The sequence below is a fragment of the Methylomonas rapida genome (assembly GCF_024360925.2).
In the GTDB taxonomy this organism is placed as follows: domain Bacteria; phylum Pseudomonadota; class Gammaproteobacteria; order Methylococcales; family Methylomonadaceae; genus Methylomonas; species Methylomonas rapida.
Genome location: NZ_CP113517.1, coordinates 4,299,179 through 4,316,519, shown reverse-complemented (window position 1 = coordinate 4,316,519; position 17,341 = coordinate 4,299,179). Strand labels below are relative to the sequence as shown.

The 17,341-nt window shown below is 54.2% G+C and carries 18 protein-coding genes and 1 pseudogene; 10 read left to right on the top strand and 9 right to left on the bottom strand.

Features of this window, described 5'->3' with window-relative positions; translation table 11 throughout:
- Nucleotides 1–49: 49 nt before the first annotated feature.
- From hemC to NM686_RS20390, 4 genes are read left to right on the top strand one after another with little or no spacing between them, the layout of a single operon-like run.
- A complete protein-coding gene (gene hemC, locus NM686_RS20405; protein ID WP_255189647.1) occupies nt 50–976 on the top strand; it encodes a hydroxymethylbilane synthase in 927 nt (308 codons plus the stop codon).
- Complete coding sequence (locus NM686_RS20400) at nt 973–1,755, top strand: uroporphyrinogen-III synthase (RefSeq protein WP_255189646.1); 783 nt, start codon at nt 973–975, stop codon at nt 1,753–1,755. The genes hemC and NM686_RS20400 overlap by 4 nt, the downstream gene beginning before the upstream one ends.
- Complete coding sequence (locus NM686_RS20395) at nt 1,739–2,914, top strand: uroporphyrinogen-III C-methyltransferase (RefSeq protein WP_255189645.1); 1,176 nt, start codon at nt 1,739–1,741, stop codon at nt 2,912–2,914. The genes NM686_RS20400 and NM686_RS20395 overlap by 17 nt, the downstream gene beginning before the upstream one ends.
- Before the next feature lie 12 nt (nt 2,915–2,926).
- Nucleotides 2,927–4,159: a heme biosynthesis HemY N-terminal domain-containing protein gene (locus NM686_RS20390; RefSeq protein ID WP_255189644.1), complete on the top strand. Its 1,233-nt coding sequence runs from the start codon at nt 2,927–2,929 to the stop codon at nt 4,157–4,159.
- Between the two features lie 56 nt (nt 4,160–4,215).
- On the opposite strand, the gene NM686_RS20385 is transcribed toward NM686_RS20390, so the two are convergent.
- The 8 genes and pseudogenes from NM686_RS20385 to NM686_RS20350 form a co-directional block, all read right to left on the bottom strand.
- On the bottom strand, nt 4,216–5,226 hold the full coding sequence (locus tag NM686_RS20385) for a GGDEF domain-containing protein (RefSeq protein ID WP_269021997.1): 1,011 nt from the start codon (nt 5,224–5,226) through the stop codon (nt 4,216–4,218).
- Nucleotides 5,227–5,282: 56 nt separating this feature from the next.
- Nucleotides 5,283–6,746 carry a 4-hydroxy-3-polyprenylbenzoate decarboxylase gene (gene ubiD, locus NM686_RS20380; RefSeq protein ID WP_255189642.1) on the bottom strand — a complete coding sequence of 488 codons (1,464 nt, stop codon included), beginning with the start codon at nt 6,744–6,746 and terminating at the stop codon, nt 5,283–5,285.
- 96 nt (nt 6,747–6,842) lie between these two features.
- Nucleotides 6,843–7,085 (bottom strand): hypothetical protein, encoded by a 243-nt coding sequence (locus NM686_RS20375; protein WP_255189641.1) that lies wholly within the window; start codon nt 7,083–7,085, stop codon nt 6,843–6,845.
- Between the two features lie 139 nt (nt 7,086–7,224).
- Entirely contained in the window at nt 7,225–7,470 is a 246-nt protein-coding gene (locus NM686_RS20370) for a YfhL family 4Fe-4S dicluster ferredoxin (protein ID WP_255189640.1), read from the bottom strand.
- A 3-nt stretch (nt 7,471–7,473) separates the two neighbouring features.
- Entirely contained in the window at nt 7,474–7,959 is a 486-nt protein-coding gene (coaD, locus tag NM686_RS20365; protein WP_255189639.1) for a pantetheine-phosphate adenylyltransferase, read from the bottom strand.
- Between the two features lie 115 nt (nt 7,960–8,074).
- Entirely contained in the window at nt 8,075–8,626 is a 552-nt protein-coding gene (rsmD, locus tag NM686_RS20360) for a 16S rRNA (guanine(966)-N(2))-methyltransferase RsmD (protein WP_255189638.1), read from the bottom strand.
- A gap of 365 nt (nt 8,627–8,991) precedes the next feature.
- A pseudogene (locus NM686_RS20355) lies at nt 8,992–10,281 on the bottom strand (M16 family metallopeptidase); the annotation flags it as partial.
- Nucleotides 10,271–11,656 (bottom strand): M16 family metallopeptidase, encoded by a 1,386-nt coding sequence (locus NM686_RS20350; RefSeq protein ID WP_255189636.1) that lies wholly within the window; start codon nt 11,654–11,656, stop codon nt 10,271–10,273. The gene NM686_RS20350 and the pseudogene NM686_RS20355, both read right to left, overlap by 11 nt.
- A 103-nt stretch (nt 11,657–11,759) precedes the next feature.
- On the opposite strand from NM686_RS20350, the gene cyoE reads away from it, so the two are divergent.
- Both cyoE and NM686_RS20340 read left to right on the top strand, forming a co-directional pair.
- Nucleotides 11,760–12,650 (top strand): heme o synthase, encoded by an 891-nt coding sequence (cyoE, locus tag NM686_RS20345; RefSeq protein WP_255189635.1) that lies wholly within the window; start codon nt 11,760–11,762, stop codon nt 12,648–12,650.
- Nucleotides 12,647–13,648: a glycosyl transferase family protein gene (locus NM686_RS20340; protein ID WP_255189634.1), complete on the top strand. Its 1,002-nt coding sequence runs from the start codon at nt 12,647–12,649 to the stop codon at nt 13,646–13,648. Before cyoE ends, NM686_RS20340 begins: the two co-directional genes overlap by 4 nt.
- On the opposite strand, the gene NM686_RS20335 is transcribed toward NM686_RS20340, so the two are convergent.
- Entirely contained in the window at nt 13,640–14,281 is a 642-nt protein-coding gene (locus NM686_RS20335) for a PilZ domain-containing protein (protein WP_255189633.1), read from the bottom strand. The genes NM686_RS20340 and NM686_RS20335 overlap by 9 nt on opposite strands.
- Nucleotides 14,282–14,344: 63 nt before the next feature.
- Between NM686_RS20335 and NM686_RS20330 the strand changes: the two genes are divergently transcribed.
- The 4 genes from NM686_RS20330 (at nt 14,345) to lysA (ending at nt 17,339) form a co-directional block, all read left to right on the top strand.
- Nucleotides 14,345–14,917 (top strand): transglycosylase SLT domain-containing protein, encoded by a 573-nt coding sequence (locus NM686_RS20330; RefSeq protein WP_255189632.1) that lies wholly within the window; start codon nt 14,345–14,347, stop codon nt 14,915–14,917.
- 97 nt (nt 14,918–15,014) lie between these two features.
- Complete coding sequence (locus NM686_RS20325) at nt 15,015–15,434, top strand: FKBP-type peptidyl-prolyl cis-trans isomerase (protein ID WP_407942390.1); 420 nt, start codon at nt 15,015–15,017, stop codon at nt 15,432–15,434.
- Between the two features lie 514 nt (nt 15,435–15,948).
- The gene (locus NM686_RS20320) at nt 15,949–16,089 is read left to right on the top strand and encodes a lipoprotein (RefSeq protein WP_255189630.1); all 141 of its coding nucleotides are present in this window, start codon (nt 15,949–15,951) and stop codon (nt 16,087–16,089) included.
- Between the two features lie 2 nt (nt 16,090–16,091).
- Complete coding sequence (lysA, locus tag NM686_RS20315; protein WP_255189629.1) at nt 16,092–17,339, top strand: diaminopimelate decarboxylase; 1,248 nt, start codon at nt 16,092–16,094, stop codon at nt 17,337–17,339.
- Nucleotides 17,340–17,341 lie beyond the last annotated feature (2 nt).

Sequence of the window (17,341 nt, the reverse complement as noted above, 5' to 3'; positions counted from 1 at the left end):
CGAAACTGCTATTTTCGACGCGTTTCGCTCACAATCGGCAGGTGCTACTTTGACTGAAAAAATTATTCGTATCGCAACCCGGCAAAGCCCGTTGGCGCTGTGGCAGGCCGAACATGTCGCGGCGCGTCTGCAACAGGCGTTTCCAGGCTTGAAGACGGAACTGGTGAAAATGGTCACCCGTGGCGACAAGATGCTCGATGCGCCGCTGGCAAAGGTGGGCGGCAAGGGATTGTTCGTCAAGGAACTTGAACAAGGCATGCTGGAAGGTACGGCCGATATTGCCGTGCATTCGATGAAGGACGTACCGGTGGAATTTCCGGACGGTTTGCATCTGGCGGTGATATTGGATAGGGAAGATCCAACCGACGCCTTTGTCTCCAACAGCTATCGCAGCCTGGCCGATTTGCCGGCCGATGCTCGCATCGGCACATCCAGTTTGCGCCGGCAATGCCAAATCAAGGAAAAATTCCCGCAGGCGGAGATTTTGAGTTTGCGCGGTAATGTCAACACCCGGCTCGCCAAGCTGGATGCCGGTGAGTACGATGCGATCATTCTGGCTTCCGCCGGCTTGAAAAGACTGGGCTTGGCCGAGCGCATCACGGCGCCATTGACGCCGGATGAATCGCTGCCGGCGATGGGGCAAGGCGCCATCGGCATCGAATGCCGGATCGACGATGCCGAAATACATGACTATTTGCGGGTTTTGCATGACGAAGATACCAGCATTCGTGTCAACGCGGAACGCGCCATGAATGCGCGCTTGAACGGCGGCTGCCAAGTGCCGATCGCCGGTTTCGCCGAGATTCGGGGCGAGCGTTTATTTATGCGCGGTCTGGTCGGTAGTCCGGACGGCAAGTTGTTGTATCGCGCGGAAGCCGAGAGTGGGCTGGATCAGGCCGAGCAACTGGGACAAGGCATCGCCGACGACCTGTTGAGGCAGGGTGCCGATAAAATCCTGCGAGAACTCTATTCGTGAACGGCAGTCTGAACGGCGTTCAGGTATTGGTGACTCGCCCGGCGGCGCAAGCCGACAACCTTTGTCAGTTGATAGAACGGCACGGCGGCCAGGCTGTGCGTTTTCCGACGTTGGACATACAAGCCGAGTGTGTGCCGCCTCTTGCGATCGAAAAAGCGCTGGCCTGTGACTGGCTGATTTTTACCAGTACCAATGCCGTGGATTTTGCGCTGAAGGCGTTCGATGGCAAAATGCCTCGGTTACAAGCGATACGGCTGGCCGCCGTGGGCCAGGCTACGGCAAATACGTTGCGGCTTGCGGGACTAAGTGTTGCATGCGTGCCAAAGCAGGATTTCAGTAGCGAAGGTTTATTGGCTGAAGCCGCTCTGCAGGATGTGGTGGCGCAACGGATCATGATCGTGCGCGGTGTCGGTGGCCGGGAAAAAATAGCGCAGACTTTGCGCGGCCGTGGCGCCACGGTGGATTATTTGGAAGTCTATCGCCGGTGTCAGCCTGACGTCGATCCCAGTGAGCTGGTGCAGCGTTTGCGCGCTGGCCAGCTGGCGGCATCCTCCGTCACCAGCGGCGAAGCGCTGCAGAACTTGCTGGCGCTGTTGGATCAGGCGTCCGCGAACATATTATTTAAACTGCCGCTCGTGGTTGTCAGCGACAGGATCGAGCAATTGGCGCAGCAAGTTGGGTTTGAAAAAATTACAGTCAGCCGGCAGCCGACCGACGCTGCCATTTTAGAGACATTGACGACGTTATTTAGCGGGGAAAACAGTGGCCGAAGTAATTGAAGAACAACAAGAAAATCCAGCCCCTGTCGTGGTGGTTAAAAAATCTCGCGCGGGTTTGTGGATAGGCATCATCGCCATTCTCTCAGTGATCGGTTTGGCCGTCGCCGGCTTTTACTTCATGCAGCAGTTGAGAACCGCGCAGGATACGGAACATAGCCAGGATAACCAGAAACTGATCGAGATCGACAAGCAGATCAACAACTTGCAACAACAGTATTCTACGCTGCAATCGCAAATCGCCAATCTGAATGCCGAGATGACCGGCAAGGACAATCATTTCACGCAGACTTTGGCCGATTTTTCCAAATTGCACGAAGAGCATTTGGCGACTGCTCGCAAGGAACTGGAAGGCTCCATCGTGGTGTTGCAGCGTCAGCTGGGTAAAACCCGCGGCGACTGGTTGCTGGCCGATGCGGAATATCTCTTGAGTGTTGCCAATCAGCGTTTGCATCTGGTTGGCGATGTCGCCACCACGCGCGAAGCCTTGGAAGCGGCCGATCAACGCTTGCGCGAGAGCGGCGACGCCTCGGTGTTCAAAGTACGCGAACAAATCGCCAAGGAAATCGCGTTGCTGAATGGGGTCGATGTGCCCGATATCGTTGGTATTTATTCCCAGATTCAACATTTGCAGGATGCCGTCGAAAGTTTATCGGTATTCCTGCCGCACGCCGGCAAACAGCCGGAAAAAGAGTCTGAACCCCAAGACTTGTCGGCGCATGGTCATGAAATCCTGGATAAAGTCGCCAAGCAACTGGAAGGCTATGTGGTCTTACGCCACACCGAGCAGCCGGTCAACGCCGTGTTGACGCCCGAGGAAGCGCATTTCATCAAGCAGCAGCTCAAAGTCAGGCTGGAGATGATAGAAATCGCGCTGGTGCAGCAAAACGATACCTTGTTCAACAGCAGTATTGCCGATGCCAAAGAGTGGCTGAAGAGAAATTTCGCTGAAAATCAACAAACCCAGCAGTTCGTGGTTGAATTGGAGAAACTGGTCGGTGTCCAGCTCAAAAGCCAGTACCCGGACGTCAGCGGTTCTTTGAAAATGATGAAAGACATCAGCAAACTGCGACTGGAAACCGATAAAGCCGTTCTGAATGAGCCACCGGCGGCATCGCCCGCTCCGGCCGCACCTCAGCAGCCGGGTAACGAGCAGCCATAAGCGAGCGCCGCCATGAGAAATTTCCTGTATTTCGTTGCTTCCCTGCTCAGCGCCGTGGCGCTGGCATTCGCGCTGCACAGCTGGCTGGCCAAGCACAATGATCCCGGCTATGTACTGATCGGGTTCGGGCATTGGTCGTTGGAAACCTCCCTGACCGTCTTCACCGTGACGCTGGTGATTGGTTTCTTCGTGCTTTACAGTTTTTTCCGTTTGCTTGGCGTGTTGTTGCGTATGCCGGGCCACTATGCCAAACGGCGGCGCAATATCAAATTCAATCGCTCGCAGGAAGCTTTGATCGCCGGTTTATTCGATGCGGCCGATGGCAACTGGGAAAATGCGGAAAAAGTGCTGATCAAGCACGCCGCCAATAGTGGCGCGCCCTTGTTGCACTATCTGACGGCGGCCCGTGCCGCACAGTCTCGAGGCGCGTTGGACAAGCGTGACGAGTACCTGCAGAAAGCCGCCGAACAGTCATCAGACGACAATTTGACCGTGGGCCTGACTCAAGCCGAGTTGCACATGTCCGAACAGCAATTCGAGCAAGCCTTGGAAACCTTGAGCAAGCTGCATTCCATCAATCCGGGACATGCGCGGATTCTGAAGATGATGCACCAAGCCTATCAACACATCGGCGACTGGGAAGGGTTGAGCAAGTTGCTGCCATCGCTGCAGCAAAACAAGGTGATCATGGAAACCGAAGTCAAACTGCTGCAAACCAAGACCTACAGCAGTTTGTTGAAGAAGGCGGCGGCACAGAATGATGAGGCCGCCATTCGGGCTTGCTGGAGCGATGTACCCGAGCACATCAAAAGTTTGCCCGGCATTGCCAACATCTACTTTGCCGCGATGATTGGCGTTGGCGCCGGTAAAGGCATGGAAGACGCCATCATCAAGCAATTGAGCAAGCATTGGGATGCCACCTTGCTTGAGCTCTATTCCAACATCGAAACCGATGACATCGGCAAGCAATTGCAGGCGGCGGAACAATGGCTGGTCGTCTATCCTAACGATCCAACCTTGCTGAAAGTGTTGGGCAAGCTGGCGCATAAACTCGGCCAAATGGAAAAAGCCGAACAATATTTATTGAAAAGCTTGCATATCGACGCTTCCGTCGGCGCGTATCAATTATTGGCGGAAGTCATGTTTGCCAAAGGCGATAAAGACAAAGCCTGTGATTACTTCAAGCGCGGTTTGGAGCTGGCTTCTAGCGAGGTGATTACTCGCGTGGAAGAAATCAACGCATGAGGGTTGAGCAAACTGCTTTCGTTTTCTAGGGAAACGCTGATTTATTCAGTGTTTCCCTAGAATAAATCAGGTTCGCTGCTCGGGTTTTCCAGCATCAGTTGGGTGGTTTTCTCATAAACCACGACTTGATTGCGGCCGTTGGCCTTGGCGTGATAGAGCGCCTTGTCAGCACGGTCCAGTAAAATGGACGGCATGATCGCGGTATCGATATGGGTCACGCCTATGCTGACCGTGACACGGCCCACCGTAGGAAAGGCGTAGTCTGCAATCAGTTTGCGAAAACGCTCGAATACCGCTTCGGCATTGTCCTGATCGGACAAATTCAGGATCACCACGAATTCCTCCCCGCCGAAACGAAACAGAAAATCGTTGTAACGAAAATGCTTTTCCATCAATTGGCTGAAAATCAGCAGCACTTCATCGCCGTATAGATGGCCGAAGTTGTCATTGATCTGTTTGAAATGGTCGATGTCCAGCAAGGCGAACCATGAGCTCTTGCTGATTTTTGGATCGACGACCGGTTGTCGCTGATAGTATTCGCAAATCTGCATCAAGCGTTTGTCGAAGGACTGCCGGTTGGGCAGTTTGGTCAGGGTGTCGCGTTCCTTGCTGTCGTGCAGGCCGACCAGGTTCTGGTAAAGCTTGATCAGGTCGCCGATCAATTCCAGCGTGTCTTTATCGAGGCTGCCTTTGATTAACAGCGCGCGATTGGGTCCGGCTACCTTGCGTATCACCGCGACCACGCGGCTGATGCGTCCGTTCGAATCGGGGTCGCTCTCCACCAGGTCCTGACCGCTATTGAATTCCGTCAGCAAGTCTTCATGGTTTTCCAGCCCATCTTCGGCCAGATCGATGGGAAAACGCCGCACCATCTGTTCGCAAACCGAGCAGGTTTCGCAGGTTTTGCGGTTTCTGCCGCCATAGACTTCAAAGGCCGTCGCCTGGCCGATGCCGGGTAATTGGTGCAACAAGTCCAGAAAATAATGCGTCAAGGCCTGATAATCAGGCTGCTGCGTCAATTGATCCGCCCAGGCAAAGATTTGTTGCCGACTGAACTTAGGGTTCATGCAATCGCTGTTCAAACAAAGCTCCTAAACTCAATAGCGAAAGGTTGGTTGTGGCATTAGTTGAATAAGGAATCCCACATCGCATCGACTTTCTTGATCACGTCTTCGCGCATCACGATGGGGCGCCCCCATTCGCGATTGGTTTCTCCGGGCCATTTGTTGGTGGCGTCGAAGCCTACTTTCGAACCCAAACCGGATACCGGCGAGGCGAAATCCAGGTAGTCGATCGGGGTGTTCTCCAGAATCGTCAAATCACGCGCCGGGTCCATCCGAGTGGTAATCGCCCAGATCACGTCATGCCAGTTGCGCACATCGACATCGTCGTCGACCACGATGACGAATTTGGTGTACATGAACTGGCGCAAAAACGACCAGGTACCGAGCATGACCCGTTTGGCATGGCCGGCGTATTGCTTTTTCATGCTGATCACCGCCATGCGGTACGAACAGCCTTCCGGTGGCAAATAGAAATCGATGATTTCCGGAAACTGTTTTTGCAAAATCGGTACGAAGACTTCGTTCAAGGCCACGCCCAGGATGGCGGGCTCATCGGGCGGCCGGCCGGTATAGGTGCTGTGGTAAATCGGCACCTGGCGCTGGGTGAGGCGTTCGATGGTGAATACCGGAAACTCGTCCACCTCGTTGTAATAGCCGGTATGGTCGCCGTAAGGACCTTCGGGCGCGGTTTCGTTTGGGTAAATGAAGCCTTCCAGCACGATTTCGGCGCTGGCTGGCACCTGCAAATCGTTGCTCAGGCATTTGGCGACTTCGGTCTTGCTGCCGCGCAACAGGCCGGCGAAGGCATATTCGGACAGTGAATCCGGTACCGGGGTGACCGCCGCCAATATCGTGGCAGGATCGGCGCCCAGCGCGACCGCAACTGGAAAGGGCCGGTCGGGGTATTTTTGCTGCCATTCCTTGAAATCCAGCGCGCCGCCGCGATGGGCCAGCCAGCGCATGATGACTTTGTTCTTGCCGATGACTTGCTGGCGATAGATGCCCAGGTTTTGCCGTTCCTTGTTCGGTCCCTTGGTGATGACCAAGGGCCAGGTGATTAGCGGCGCGGCGTCTTCCGGCCAGCAGGTTTGTATCGGATAGTCGGCCAGATCGATTTCATCGCCGATGCGTATCACTTCCTGACAAGGCGGATTGCCGATCACCTTGGGCGCCATGTTCAGCACCTGTTTGAACACCGGCAGCTTCTCCATCGCGTCCTTCATGCCTTTGGGCGGCTCGGGCTCTTTTAGATAAGCCAGCAATTCGCCGATGCCGCGCAGTTCCGAGACATCCTTGGCGCCCATCCCCATCGCCACCCGTTTGGGGGTGCCGAACAGATTGCCGAGTACGGCTATATTGGAGCCTTTGGGATTTTCGAACAACAACGCCGGCCCGCCCTGCTTCAGCACCCGATCGCAGATCACCGTCATTTCCAGAACGGGATCGACTTCGGCCTTGATGCGTTTCAGTTCGCCGTGTTTTTCCAGTTGTTGAATGAAGTCTCGGAGATCTTTGTATTTCATGCGGGAATGTTAAGAGAGGGTGCGCGGCGAATTCAATCGAGGTGGAGGGGACGCGGGCGAGCCGCGTCTCTCCAAAACAGGAACGGGGCAGGTGGTTTATTCTTCGCCGGCCAGTAATTCCTCCAGGCTGGGCAGTGAGGAATCGGCTTTGGCGCGGGCTTTGTAAAGGTCTACGAATTCCATGAAGGCTTGTTCCAGATCTTCCAAAACCTCCTGTTCGTTTTCGATTTCATCTTCTTCGATTTCGCCTGAATCCAGATAATCTTTTTGGATCGCAATCTCGCCATTCAATGACAGCAGGGCAAGGATCAGGGCGTTGTTGGAAATATTTTCTGGCATGGTGAACTCGCGTTTTGGAAAAGAAAAGAAGTTTGCCGCTGATTTTCATGAACGGCGTCACGATCATAGATTGTAACGCATCGCGGCTTGCCGATAGCAAGTATCTCGAGACTCGACAAGCCGCAATGATTCAATGCGATCAAGCGGTCAAACGTAAATATTTTTTGTACAAGCCTTCTTGATCTTCGACATGATCGGGATCCTTGTCGATGCAGTCGACAGGGCATACTTCCATGCACTGCGGCTTGTCGTGATGACCGACGCATTCGGTGCAGAGGGACGGATTGATTACGTAGATGTCTTCGCCTTGCGAAATGGCGCCATTGGGGCACTCTGGTTCGCAGACATCGCAATTGATGCATTCATCGCCAATGATAAGGGCCATAGCTTACTCCGATTTGAATTTATTGATTAACTGGTGTTTGACCGTGTCCGGCACGAAACTCGAAACGTCGCCATTCAATTTGGCGATTTCTCGAATCATGCTGGAAGAAATGAATTCATATTGCTCGGCCGGTGTCAGAAAAACGGTTTCGATGTCCGGCGCCAACCTGCGGTTCATGCCGGCCAGCTGAAATTCGTATTCAAAATCCGATACCGCTCTGAGGCCTCGAATGATTACGCTGGCCTGATGCTGTTTGGCGCATTCGACCAACAGGTTGTTGAAGCCGATGACGCGCACATTGGCAAAATCCTCAATGACCGCCTCGATCATGGCTACGCGTTCGTCCATTGAAAATAGTGGTTGTTTCCCCCGGCTTTCCGCCACGGCGACGATGATGCTGTCATGCAGCTTCGATGCCCGATGAATCAAATCAAGGTGGCCATTGGTGATCGGGTCGAATGTCCCTGGGTAAATTGCGGTAATGTGCATGGATTTGTCTATATTCTGGGAGGGCGGATTTTAAAACATACGCCCGATAAAAGCAGTCGCAAAAAGCGGACAATCCATCCTTGATGCGGAAATAATCGGCGGGCTGTCTGTGTGATTATTGGCGTTGATACAGATTGTAAGCAACCTCGCCGGCGACTTTTTGCTTCAATGGTCGCCAGTTGGACGGCAATTCGGTAAGCGCCAGGTTACGCTCGCATTCAATATAAATTTTGCCGTAAGGGGCGAGAAGATTCGCTTGGGCAATTTGTTGGCAGACCGGTCTAATCCAATCTTGCCCAAACGGCGGGTCGAGAAAGATCAAATCGAAAGTTTCTGTGCAATAGGCTAGAAACTGTCGTACATCCGCCGGTACTACCTCTATTTTGTCGGTTTTTAGCGCGGCAATATTGTGTTTTAGCGTTTGGCAGCTTTTGGCGTTGTTTTCGACCTGCAACACCGATTTGGCACCGCGGGAGGCGGCTTCAAAACCGAGGGCGCCACTGCCGGCAAACAAGTCCAGGCAGCGGCTGCCTGGAATGTCTGCTTGCAGCCAGTTGAACAGGGTTTCTCTGACCCGTGACGGGGTTGGGCGCAGGCCTGGCGCATCGTCAAATGTGATGCGCCGGCTACGCCATTCGCCGCCAATGATACGCAGCTGGCTGCTCATGCTTATTTTTCACCCTCCGCTGTGGAAGGTGGGAGTGCGGCAGCGAGTTTGGAATCTTTGCCGCCGACCACCAAGGAAGGTGTGAGTGCGGCAGCAGGCCGGGAATCCTTGCCGCCGACCGCCAAGGAAGGTGTGAGTGCGGCAGCGGGCCGGGAATCCTTGCCGCCGACCGCCAAGGAAGGTGTGAGTGCGGCAGCGGGCCGGGAATCCTTGCCGCCGACCGCCAAGGAAGGTGTGAGTGCGGCAGCGGGCCGGGAATCTTTGCCGCCGACCGCCAAGGAAGGTGTGAGTGCGGCAGCGGGCCGGGAATCCTTGCCGCCGACCGCCAAGGAAGGTGGGAGTGCGGCAGCGGGTCGGGAACCCGCGCCGCCGACGGTGATGGTTTGCAGCCATTCGGGTTTTATCCGCCGCTGGAAGGCCTCCTTGATGCCCTCCACCGTCACGGCCTCGACCTTGGCGGGGAAGGTGTCCAGATAATCCAGGGGTTGCTGGTAAAAGCCTATCATCGTCACGTACTCGCTCAGCTTGCTGTTGTTGTCGGTACGCAAGGCAAAGCCGCCGGTGATGTTTTTCTTCGCCGCGATCAATTCGGCCTCTGTCGGGCCTTTTTGGATAAAGTCGTTCAGCGTGGCGGTCATCACGTCGATGGCTTGCCTGGTTTGGTCATTACGCGTCTGCAGGCTGATCACGAAAGGTCCTTCCCGGTACAACGGCATGAACTGGCTGGCCGCGCTGTAAGCCAAGCCGCGCTTTTCCCTCACTTCGTCGAACAATCTCGATACCAGGCTGGCGCCGCCCAAGATATGGTTGCCGACGTACAGCGTAAAATAATCAGGATCCTTACGGTGTGTGCCGGGCATGCCCGCCAATACGTGGGTTTGCGTCGATGGAAAATCGATGGTGTGTGTACCTGCTTGGGTTGGCAGCGTTACCGGAGGAATTTCGCTGGGCTTTTCGCCAACAGGTAAGTTGGCCAATAGCTTTTGCGCGGTTTGTTCGGCTTGTTGCCGGTTCAAGTCACCGACGATGACCACGATGGCATTGGCCGCCACATAGAACTGCTGGTAAAACGCCTTCAGGTCGTCGGCTTCAAAACCGGCCACGGTTTCCACCATGCCTTCTTCCGGATGCGCGTAAGGGTGATCGCGATACAGTGCTTTTTGGAAAGCGATGTTGGCGAGGGCGCCTGGCGATTCTTCACGATGTTTCAAGGCCGCCAGGGTACGGCTTTTCTCGCGTTGAAAATCATCTTCATTGAAACGAGGCTGCGTCAAAACCGTTTGGAAAGTCTCGAAGGCTTTTTCAAACAAGTCTTTCTGCGTCAGACTGCGCAAGGCCAGCCAGGCCATGTCTTCGGAAACGCCGGTGGAAAACGCCGCGCCGACCGACTCGAAGCGGTTGGCCAGTTCATCCGCATTCCAGGCGCCGGCGCCGGTATCGAGCATGGCCGAGGTCAGGGCGGCGAGCCCGAATTGCGCGCCATCGCGCGCGCTGCCGGCATCGAAGGCGACGCGAACGTCGACCATCGGCAGGCTCGGGGTTTGTACGAAATAAACCCGACTGCCTTGTTCGGTTTGCCAATGTTCAATTTTGACACCGGCCCAGCCGATTTGACTTAGCAATAACAAAGTCAAGCCTATCAAATTAAAATGCATGATGACCTCCAGTCAGTTTGGCGGGTTTAGGGGCTTCGGTGATCGGTTGCGGGTCCAGATAGGCCACGGTTAGCCTATCGTCGATCAGGTATTTGCGGGCGACTTCGCGGACTTGTTCGGCCGTGACCTGATTGATCTTGCCGACATATTCATCGGCTTTTTGCCAGCCCAGGCCCACGGTTTCAAGCAAGCCCAATTGCATGGCCTGATAAAAATTCGAATCCTTTTGATAAATGTCGTTGGCCAGCACTTGTGCTTTGATGCGTTGCAACTCTTCCTTGCTGATCAATTCGCTTTGTAATTGATTCACTTCTTCCTTCAACGCATATTCCAGATCGAATACGCTTTTACCTTCGGCGGGAGTTGCTTCCAACAAAAACATGTCCGGCAGGCGGGAGGTCATGTCATAACCGGCGCCTGCGGATACCGCGATTTCCTTGCCGCGTACCAGGCGCGAGGATAAACGGGCGCCGTTGCCGCCATCCAGAATGCCGGCCAGCACTTCCAGCGCATAGGCTTCCCATTCCGGCTTGGCGGTGTTCAATACCGGCACCTTGTAACCCAGCATCAGATAGGGCAATTTGGCCGGCGCCTTGACGGTGAGTTTGCGTGCGCCTTTTTGTTCGATTTCTTCCTGCGGCTTGATCGGTTTGATTTCGCTGGGTTTCAAGCCGGCGAAATACTGTTCGGCCAATTTGACGACCTCGGGCGCATCGACATCACCGACGACGACCAGGGTCGCGTTGTTGGGTGCGTACCATTTTTGATACCAGGTTTGTAAATCTTCGACCTTGTAATTGGCGATGTCGGACGGCCAGCCGATCACGGGGTTTTTATACGGGCTGTTGATGAAGGCCACGGCGTTGAACTGTTCCTGCATTTTGGCGCGCGGCTTGTCTTCGGTGCGCATACGTCGCTCTTCGGTGACGACCTGCAGTTCCTTTTCCAGTTCCTCGGCCTTCAAATCCAGATTGCGCATCCTGTCGGCTTCCAGCTTAAAGCTGATTTCCAGGCGGGATTTTTCCAGAGTTTGGAAATAGGCCGTGTAATCGTTGCCGGTAAAGGCGTTTTCCTGGCCGCCGTTTTCGGCGATGATGCGGGAAAATTCGCCGGCGGGATATTGTTGGGTGCCTTTGAACATCATGTGTTCCAGCATGTGGGAAATGCCGGTGATGCCGCCCGGCTCGTAACTGCCGCCGACTTTGTACCAGACTTGCGAGACTACCACCGGTGCGCGCCGGTCCTCTTTAACCAGGATCTTCAGGCCGTTGCCCAATACGTGTTCATGCACTTTGCCGACTTCGGCATGGGCCGACCAAACGGGGCATAGCAGCATCGCCGCCGCAAACCCCGGTTTCATCAATTCCAGTTTCATAATTCCCTCGTTGGTAGATAAACGAACGCCTGTGACGATTTCAATAATCAAAGGTTCACTGTTATTCTATAGCTTTCATGGCATCTAAACTATTCGGAAGCGAATGACAGACAAAAGCACCGCACTATCCTGGCGAAATTATTATGAGCTCTGCAAGCCCAGGGTCGTGGCCTTGATCGTGTTTACCGCTATTGTCGGCATGTTGTTGGCCGTGCCGGGCTGGCCGCCATTCGCCAATTTTTGTTACGGCACACTAGGGATTGCGCTGGCCGCATCTTCAGCGGCGGCGATCAATCATTTCATCGATCAAAAAGCCGATGCGGAAATGGCGCGTACCCAACACAGGCCGCTGCCGAAAGGCGAGCTGAGTTCGCGCCAGGTTTTGATATTTGCCAGCCTGATCGGCGCGATAGCGATGGCCATGCTGGTCGTGAAAGTCAACGTCTTGACCGCATTTCTGACCTTTCTGTCGCTGATCGGTTATGCGGTGATCTATACGGTTTACTTGAAGAGAATGACCCCGCAAAACATCGTCATCGGTGGCATTGCCGGCGCGGCACCGCCGCTGCTGGGCTGGACCACGATGACCGGAGAGATTCATCCGCATGCCTTGTTGCTGGTTTTGATCATCTTCGTCTGGACGCCGCCGCATTTTTGGGCGCTGGCCATCGCCCGCCGCGACGAATATGCCAAGGTCGAAATTCCGATGCTGCCGGTTACCCATGGCGTGGAATTTACCCGGCTGCAAATCCTGCTGTACACCATCTTGCTCTTGATCACGACCTTGCTGCCCTACCTGACCGGCATGAGCGGATTGATTTATCTGCTCACCGCGGTGCTGTCGGGCCTGGGCTTCTTGTATTACGCCGTGCAAATGATGCGTAAAAAAGACAATAAAACCGCGATGCGCACCTTCGGCTATTCGATTATTTATTTGATGCTGATTTTTGCCGCCTTGTTGATTGATCATTATTTTCCACTGTCCTTGATATGACGCTAACCGAACAAGAACACCCCTTTGCCGAATTCATCAAGATCCTGGGCAAGGGCAAGAAGGGCGCGCGGCCCTTGACTCAGGACGAAGCCTACCGGGCGATGAAGATGATACTGGCCGATCAGGTGTTGCCGATTCAATTGGGCGCATTTTTGATGCTGATGCGAATCAAGGAAGAAACCAGCGAAGAATTGGCGGGTTTCGTCCTGGCTGCCCGGGAAAGCATGCAATTTGAACCCCAGGTTCAAGTCGATCTGGATTGGTCGTCCTACGCCGGCAAGCGCCGCCACCTGCCCTGGTTTTTGCTGGCCACTTTCCTGCTGGCGGAAAACGGTGTCAAGGTGTTCATGCACGGCGCCGGCGGACATACCCAAGGGCGGGTTTATACCGAAAAGGTCCTGCAGGTTTTAGGCGTGGCGCCCGCCAATTCGCTGGCCGAGGCCGAGCAACAGTTGCAGGCAAGCAACTTTAGCTATCTGTCGCTGGCGCATATCTGTCAGCCCTTGTACGACATGATCAACCTGCGGCCCGTGATGGGTTTGCGCTCGCCGGTGCATACCCTGGTCAGATTATTGAATCCTTTCAAGGCCAGTCACAGCATTCAAGGGATTTTTCATCCGAGTTACCGGCAAGTGCATCAGAAAGCGGCATTGTTGCTCGGCGAGCGCAATATGGCGGTATTGAAGGGTGAGGGCGGCGAGACCGAACGCAATCCCGACGTGGAATGTCTGGTACAAAGCGTGCGAGACGGCGAATTGCTCGACGAATTGTGGCCAGCCTTGTTTGCTCGTCGGCACATGAAGGCCGAAGAACTGAATCCTGAACAATTGCTGGCGGTTTGGCGTGGCGAGATGGAAGACGAATTCGCCGAAGCTACCGTGATTGGCACGGCAGCGGTGGCCTTGAAGCTGTTGGGTAAAGCCGAAACGCAGGAGCAGGCCCACGCGTTGGCGCAAGGTTACTGGGCGGCGCGCAACCGGCAGCGTCTGTCAGTCTGAGGTTTTTTCATCCCTGACGAAGCGTGGCACGCCGGGGATGTCGTCGCGCTCAAGGTGGATGTACTTGAGGCCCAATAGCGTCGAGTGCGGGCCTTCTTCTAGCCACATCACCTCGGCTTCGCCTTGTAATTCCAGATGCTTGAAACTGAAGTGAACCACGGCACCGAGTTCAACGCTCACGCGGCCCTGGATATGGGCCATGATGCCATCCACCGAGACGTTTTCGGTATTAAAGGCATGTACGACATCATTGATGATGATCTGGCCGGGGGCCGTCATATTTTTGCGGTAGGCCCGGCGGTTATACAGCAAATTATCGACGTCGTAGGACAGATTACGAAATTCGAGCGCGATCTGGATGCCATGTTCAGCGGATTCGGCACGGACGACTTCCGCTTCGCCGGCCACGCGAATATCGGGCAGATAAATATCGACTATCGGTGAAACTTGCAGGCTTTGAAAAATGTCTTTGACGCCGTTGAGATTGGCATTCGGTTTGAGTTCCGCCAACAAGCCGGTTAGCGATAGGTTGATCAAGCGAATCTGATGTTCCTCGAAACCCAGATAAATCAAGCCATCGCAGCTCAGATTCTTGCGATATGCTCGTTTCTCCATGTCTAGCATTGCCTGCATCGGAATGATCTCTTTAAATTGATTTGAACCAGGAGTTCAAATGAAATGAAACTTAAGTCGTTAATGGCCGTAAGCTTAGTCGGTTTATCCGCGTGTGCCAACCTCCCGCCGCGCAACAGCAGCAATATCTGCGAAATTTTTAGGGAGAAAGACGATTGGTATCAGGCGACACTAGCTGCATCCAGGCGTTGGGGTGTGCCGATCGCGGTACAAATGTCGATCATTCAGCAGGAATCCAGTTTCGTGGCGGATGCCGAGCCTCCCAGGCCGACGATACTGGGTTTCATTCCATGGTTCCGCTCCAGCAGCGCCTACGGTTATCCGCAAGCACAAGATGGCACCTGGGACGATTATCAGCGGCAGACCGGAAATAGCTGGGCCGATCGTGAGGATTTCGCCGACAGTTGCGATTTTGTGGCCTGGTATTGCGCGACTAGCAATCGGAAGCTGGGCATTCCCTTCAACGATGCGAAGAACCTATACCTGGCCTATCACGAAGGGCACGGCGGCTATATGCGGCAAAATTACCAGAACAAACGCTGGTTGTTGAATACCGCGCAAAAAGTCGATCAACGCGCCTGGATGTATGACACCCAATTGGCGACATGCCGGCAGGAGTTGGAAAGCGAAAACTGATACACTAAAACGGCTTTCATTGCTTTAGGAGTTTCTCGTGAAAATTATTCGAACCCGCGTCATCGCGCTTATAACCGCTTTTTTTATAGGATTTGTTATGTTCTCCATGGCCAATGCCACCACCCCCGCTGAAAACAAAGCCGCCGGCGAAAAATTCCTGTCTGACAACGCCAAAAATGCCGGTGTCGTCACGACTGCCAGCGGATTGCAATATTTGGTGTTCAGCGAAGGCACGGGCGGATCACCCAAGGCCACCGACAACGTTACCGTGCATTACAAAGGGACGACCATCGATGGCAAGGAGTTCGATAGTTCCTATAGCCGAGGTGAGCCGGCCACTTTTCCGTTGAATCGCGTGATCGCCGGCTGGACTGAAGGTTTGCAACTGATGAAGGAAGGCGCCAAATACCGCTTTTTCATCCCGTCCAACTTGGCCTACGGCGAACGCGGTGCCGGTCGTGACATCGGCCCCAATTCCACGCTGATTTTCGATGTCGAATTGATCAAGGTCAACTAAGTGTCTTGCTACAAATGACTTCCCCTTTTGTAAAAGGGAGATCAAGTCCTCGGTGAAAAAAGCTAAAGCTTTGCCGCTCCAGTCGCAACGCCGGCGCGCAATAGCTTTAGCTGTTCCTGTTCCTGAATGGTGCTGGCCTTCGCCGCCGGTTATCGTGAACGCAGCCTAACCTCTTGGCTTGTTGTCGAACCAGGAGGATGCACTGCAATGGGTAGCTGCTTCGGACCGAATCAGTTTTCGGGGGCATAAAACATCCTGACTTTGCTGTGCAAGTCGCAGCCAAGCAGTTGCGCGCGCGGGACTGCCGAGGTCGAAATCGAATATTTAGCGCGAGCATCCGAGGTTTTGACCACATCCTGGCAATACCCCGGAAATTGCGAGTCTCCCAAGCACAATACATGACCACCCGGCCCCGCCGCGAAATGGTTCGGGCTTATGCCTTTGCACAGACGTCTGTGCTATATTTTCATCCCTTATTGCGGTGCTCCGCGTTTCCGGATGATTTCCATTTGTCATGAGCATTAACAAGATTCTTTTTTTGGCTTTGCTGGCGGAGCTGGCGCAAGCCTGTGGCCAAACCGGGCCGTTGTATTTACCCGACAGCCCGCCTCCCATTTACGTACCCAAAGAAGTACCCATCGAAGACGAACAATAACCATGGATTTTTTTAATTACCGGCAAAACCGTTTGTTTGCCGAAGATATTGCGCTCAGTGAAATTGCCGCTGAATTTGGCACGCCTTGCTATGTTTATTCGCGCGCGACATTGGAGCGGCATTGGCGTGCATTCGACGATGCGTTCAATGCTTACCCTCATCTGATTTGCTATGCCGTCAAGGCCAACTCCAATCTAGCTATTTTGAATTTGTTCGCCAGACTGGGTTCGGGTTTTGATATCGTTTCGCTCGGCGAGATGCAGCGTGTACTGGCGGCTGGCGGCAAGCCAGAGAAAATCGTCTTTTCTGGCGTCGGCAAGCGCGAAGACGAAATTCGCGCCGCGTTGCAAGCCGGCATTCGCTGCTTCAATGTCGAAGTGGCTGGCGAACTGGATCGCATCAATCGTTTGGCGCAAGAACTGGGCGTCGTTGCGCCGGTGTCGTTCAGAGTGAACCCTGACGTAGACGCCAAAACCCATCCTTATATTTCTACCGGCTTGAAGGAAAATAAATTCGGTATCGCGATTGAACAGGCGATTCACGAATATCGCCGGGCGGCGCAATTGCCTTATATCGAAGTGATCGGCATCGATTGCCATATCGGCTCGCAGTTGACCGAAACCCGGCCGTTTTTGGATGCCTTGGACAGGGTATTGGCCTTGGTCGATCAACTGCAAGCGGAAGGCATCAGACTACGGCATCTGGATCTGGGTGGCGGCCTGGGCATCCGTTATCGCGACGAGGAACCGCCATTGCCGTCCGATTATGTTTCGGCAATCTTGCAGCGTCTGGGGCAGCGGGACTTTGAAATCATGCTCGAACCTGGTCGCGCCATCGTTGGCAATGCCGGTATCTTGCTGACCAGAGTCGAATATTTGAAACCTACCAGCGAAAAAAACTTTGCCATCGTTGACGCGGCGATGAACGATTTGGTGCGGCCTTCGTTATATGGGGCCTGGCAGGACATCATTGCCGTCGACACCAATAGCTGTGCGGAATCATTGACTTGGGATATCGTGGGGCCGGTTTGCGAAACAGGCGATTTCCTGGGTAAGGGGCGCGAGTTGAAAATCCTGCCGGGCGATTTGCTGGCCGTGCGCTCGGCCGGGGCTTATGGCTTTACGATGAGCTCCAATTACAACTCCAGGCCGCGTCCCGCCGAAGTCATGGTCGATGGCGATAGTGTGCATTTGATTCGGGCTCGCGAAAGCCTAGAACAATTGTGGGCTGGCGAACAACTGCTGCCTTGAAT

What these genes read in the sequence shown, in the direction of transcription:
- NM686_RS20340 (WP_255189634.1), top strand. Translation starts at nt 12,647, where the DNA reads ATGACGCTAACCGAACAAGAACACCCCTTTGCCGAATTCATCAAGATC.
- NM686_RS20325 (WP_407942390.1), top strand. Translation starts at nt 15,015, where the DNA reads ATGTTCTCCATGGCCAATGCCACCACCCCCGCTGAAAACAAAGCCGCC.
- NM686_RS20330 (WP_255189632.1), top strand. Translation starts at nt 14,345, where the DNA reads ATGGCCGTAAGCTTAGTCGGTTTATCCGCGTGTGCCAACCTCCCGCCG.
- NM686_RS20350 (WP_255189636.1), bottom strand. Translation starts at nt 11,656, where the DNA reads ATGAAACTGGAATTGATGAAACCGGGGTTTGCGGCGGCGATGCTGCTA.
- NM686_RS20390 (WP_255189644.1), top strand. Translation starts at nt 2,927, where the DNA reads ATGAGAAATTTCCTGTATTTCGTTGCTTCCCTGCTCAGCGCCGTGGCG.
- lysA (WP_255189629.1), top strand. Translation starts at nt 16,092, where the DNA reads ATGGATTTTTTTAATTACCGGCAAAACCGTTTGTTTGCCGAAGATATT.
- ubiD (WP_255189642.1), bottom strand. Translation starts at nt 6,746, where the DNA reads ATGAAATACAAAGATCTCCGAGACTTCATTCAACAACTGGAAAAACAC.
- NM686_RS20370 (WP_255189640.1), bottom strand. Translation starts at nt 7,470, where the DNA reads ATGGCCCTTATCATTGGCGATGAATGCATCAATTGCGATGTCTGCGAA.
- NM686_RS20385 (WP_269021997.1), bottom strand. Translation starts at nt 5,226, where the DNA reads ATGAACCCTAAGTTCAGTCGGCAACAAATCTTTGCCTGGGCGGATCAA.
- coaD (WP_255189639.1), bottom strand. Translation starts at nt 7,959, where the DNA reads ATGCACATTACCGCAATTTACCCAGGGACATTCGACCCGATCACCAAT.
- rsmD (WP_255189638.1), bottom strand. Translation starts at nt 8,626, where the DNA reads ATGAGCAGCCAGCTGCGTATCATTGGCGGCGAATGGCGTAGCCGGCGC.
- NM686_RS20320 (WP_255189630.1), top strand. Translation starts at nt 15,949, where the DNA reads ATGAGCATTAACAAGATTCTTTTTTTGGCTTTGCTGGCGGAGCTGGCG.
- NM686_RS20335 (WP_255189633.1), bottom strand. Translation starts at nt 14,281, where the DNA reads ATGCAGGCAATGCTAGACATGGAGAAACGAGCATATCGCAAGAATCTG.
- cyoE (WP_255189635.1), top strand. Translation starts at nt 11,760, where the DNA reads ATGACAGACAAAAGCACCGCACTATCCTGGCGAAATTATTATGAGCTC.
- NM686_RS20375 (WP_255189641.1), bottom strand. Translation starts at nt 7,085, where the DNA reads ATGCCAGAAAATATTTCCAACAACGCCCTGATCCTTGCCCTGCTGTCA.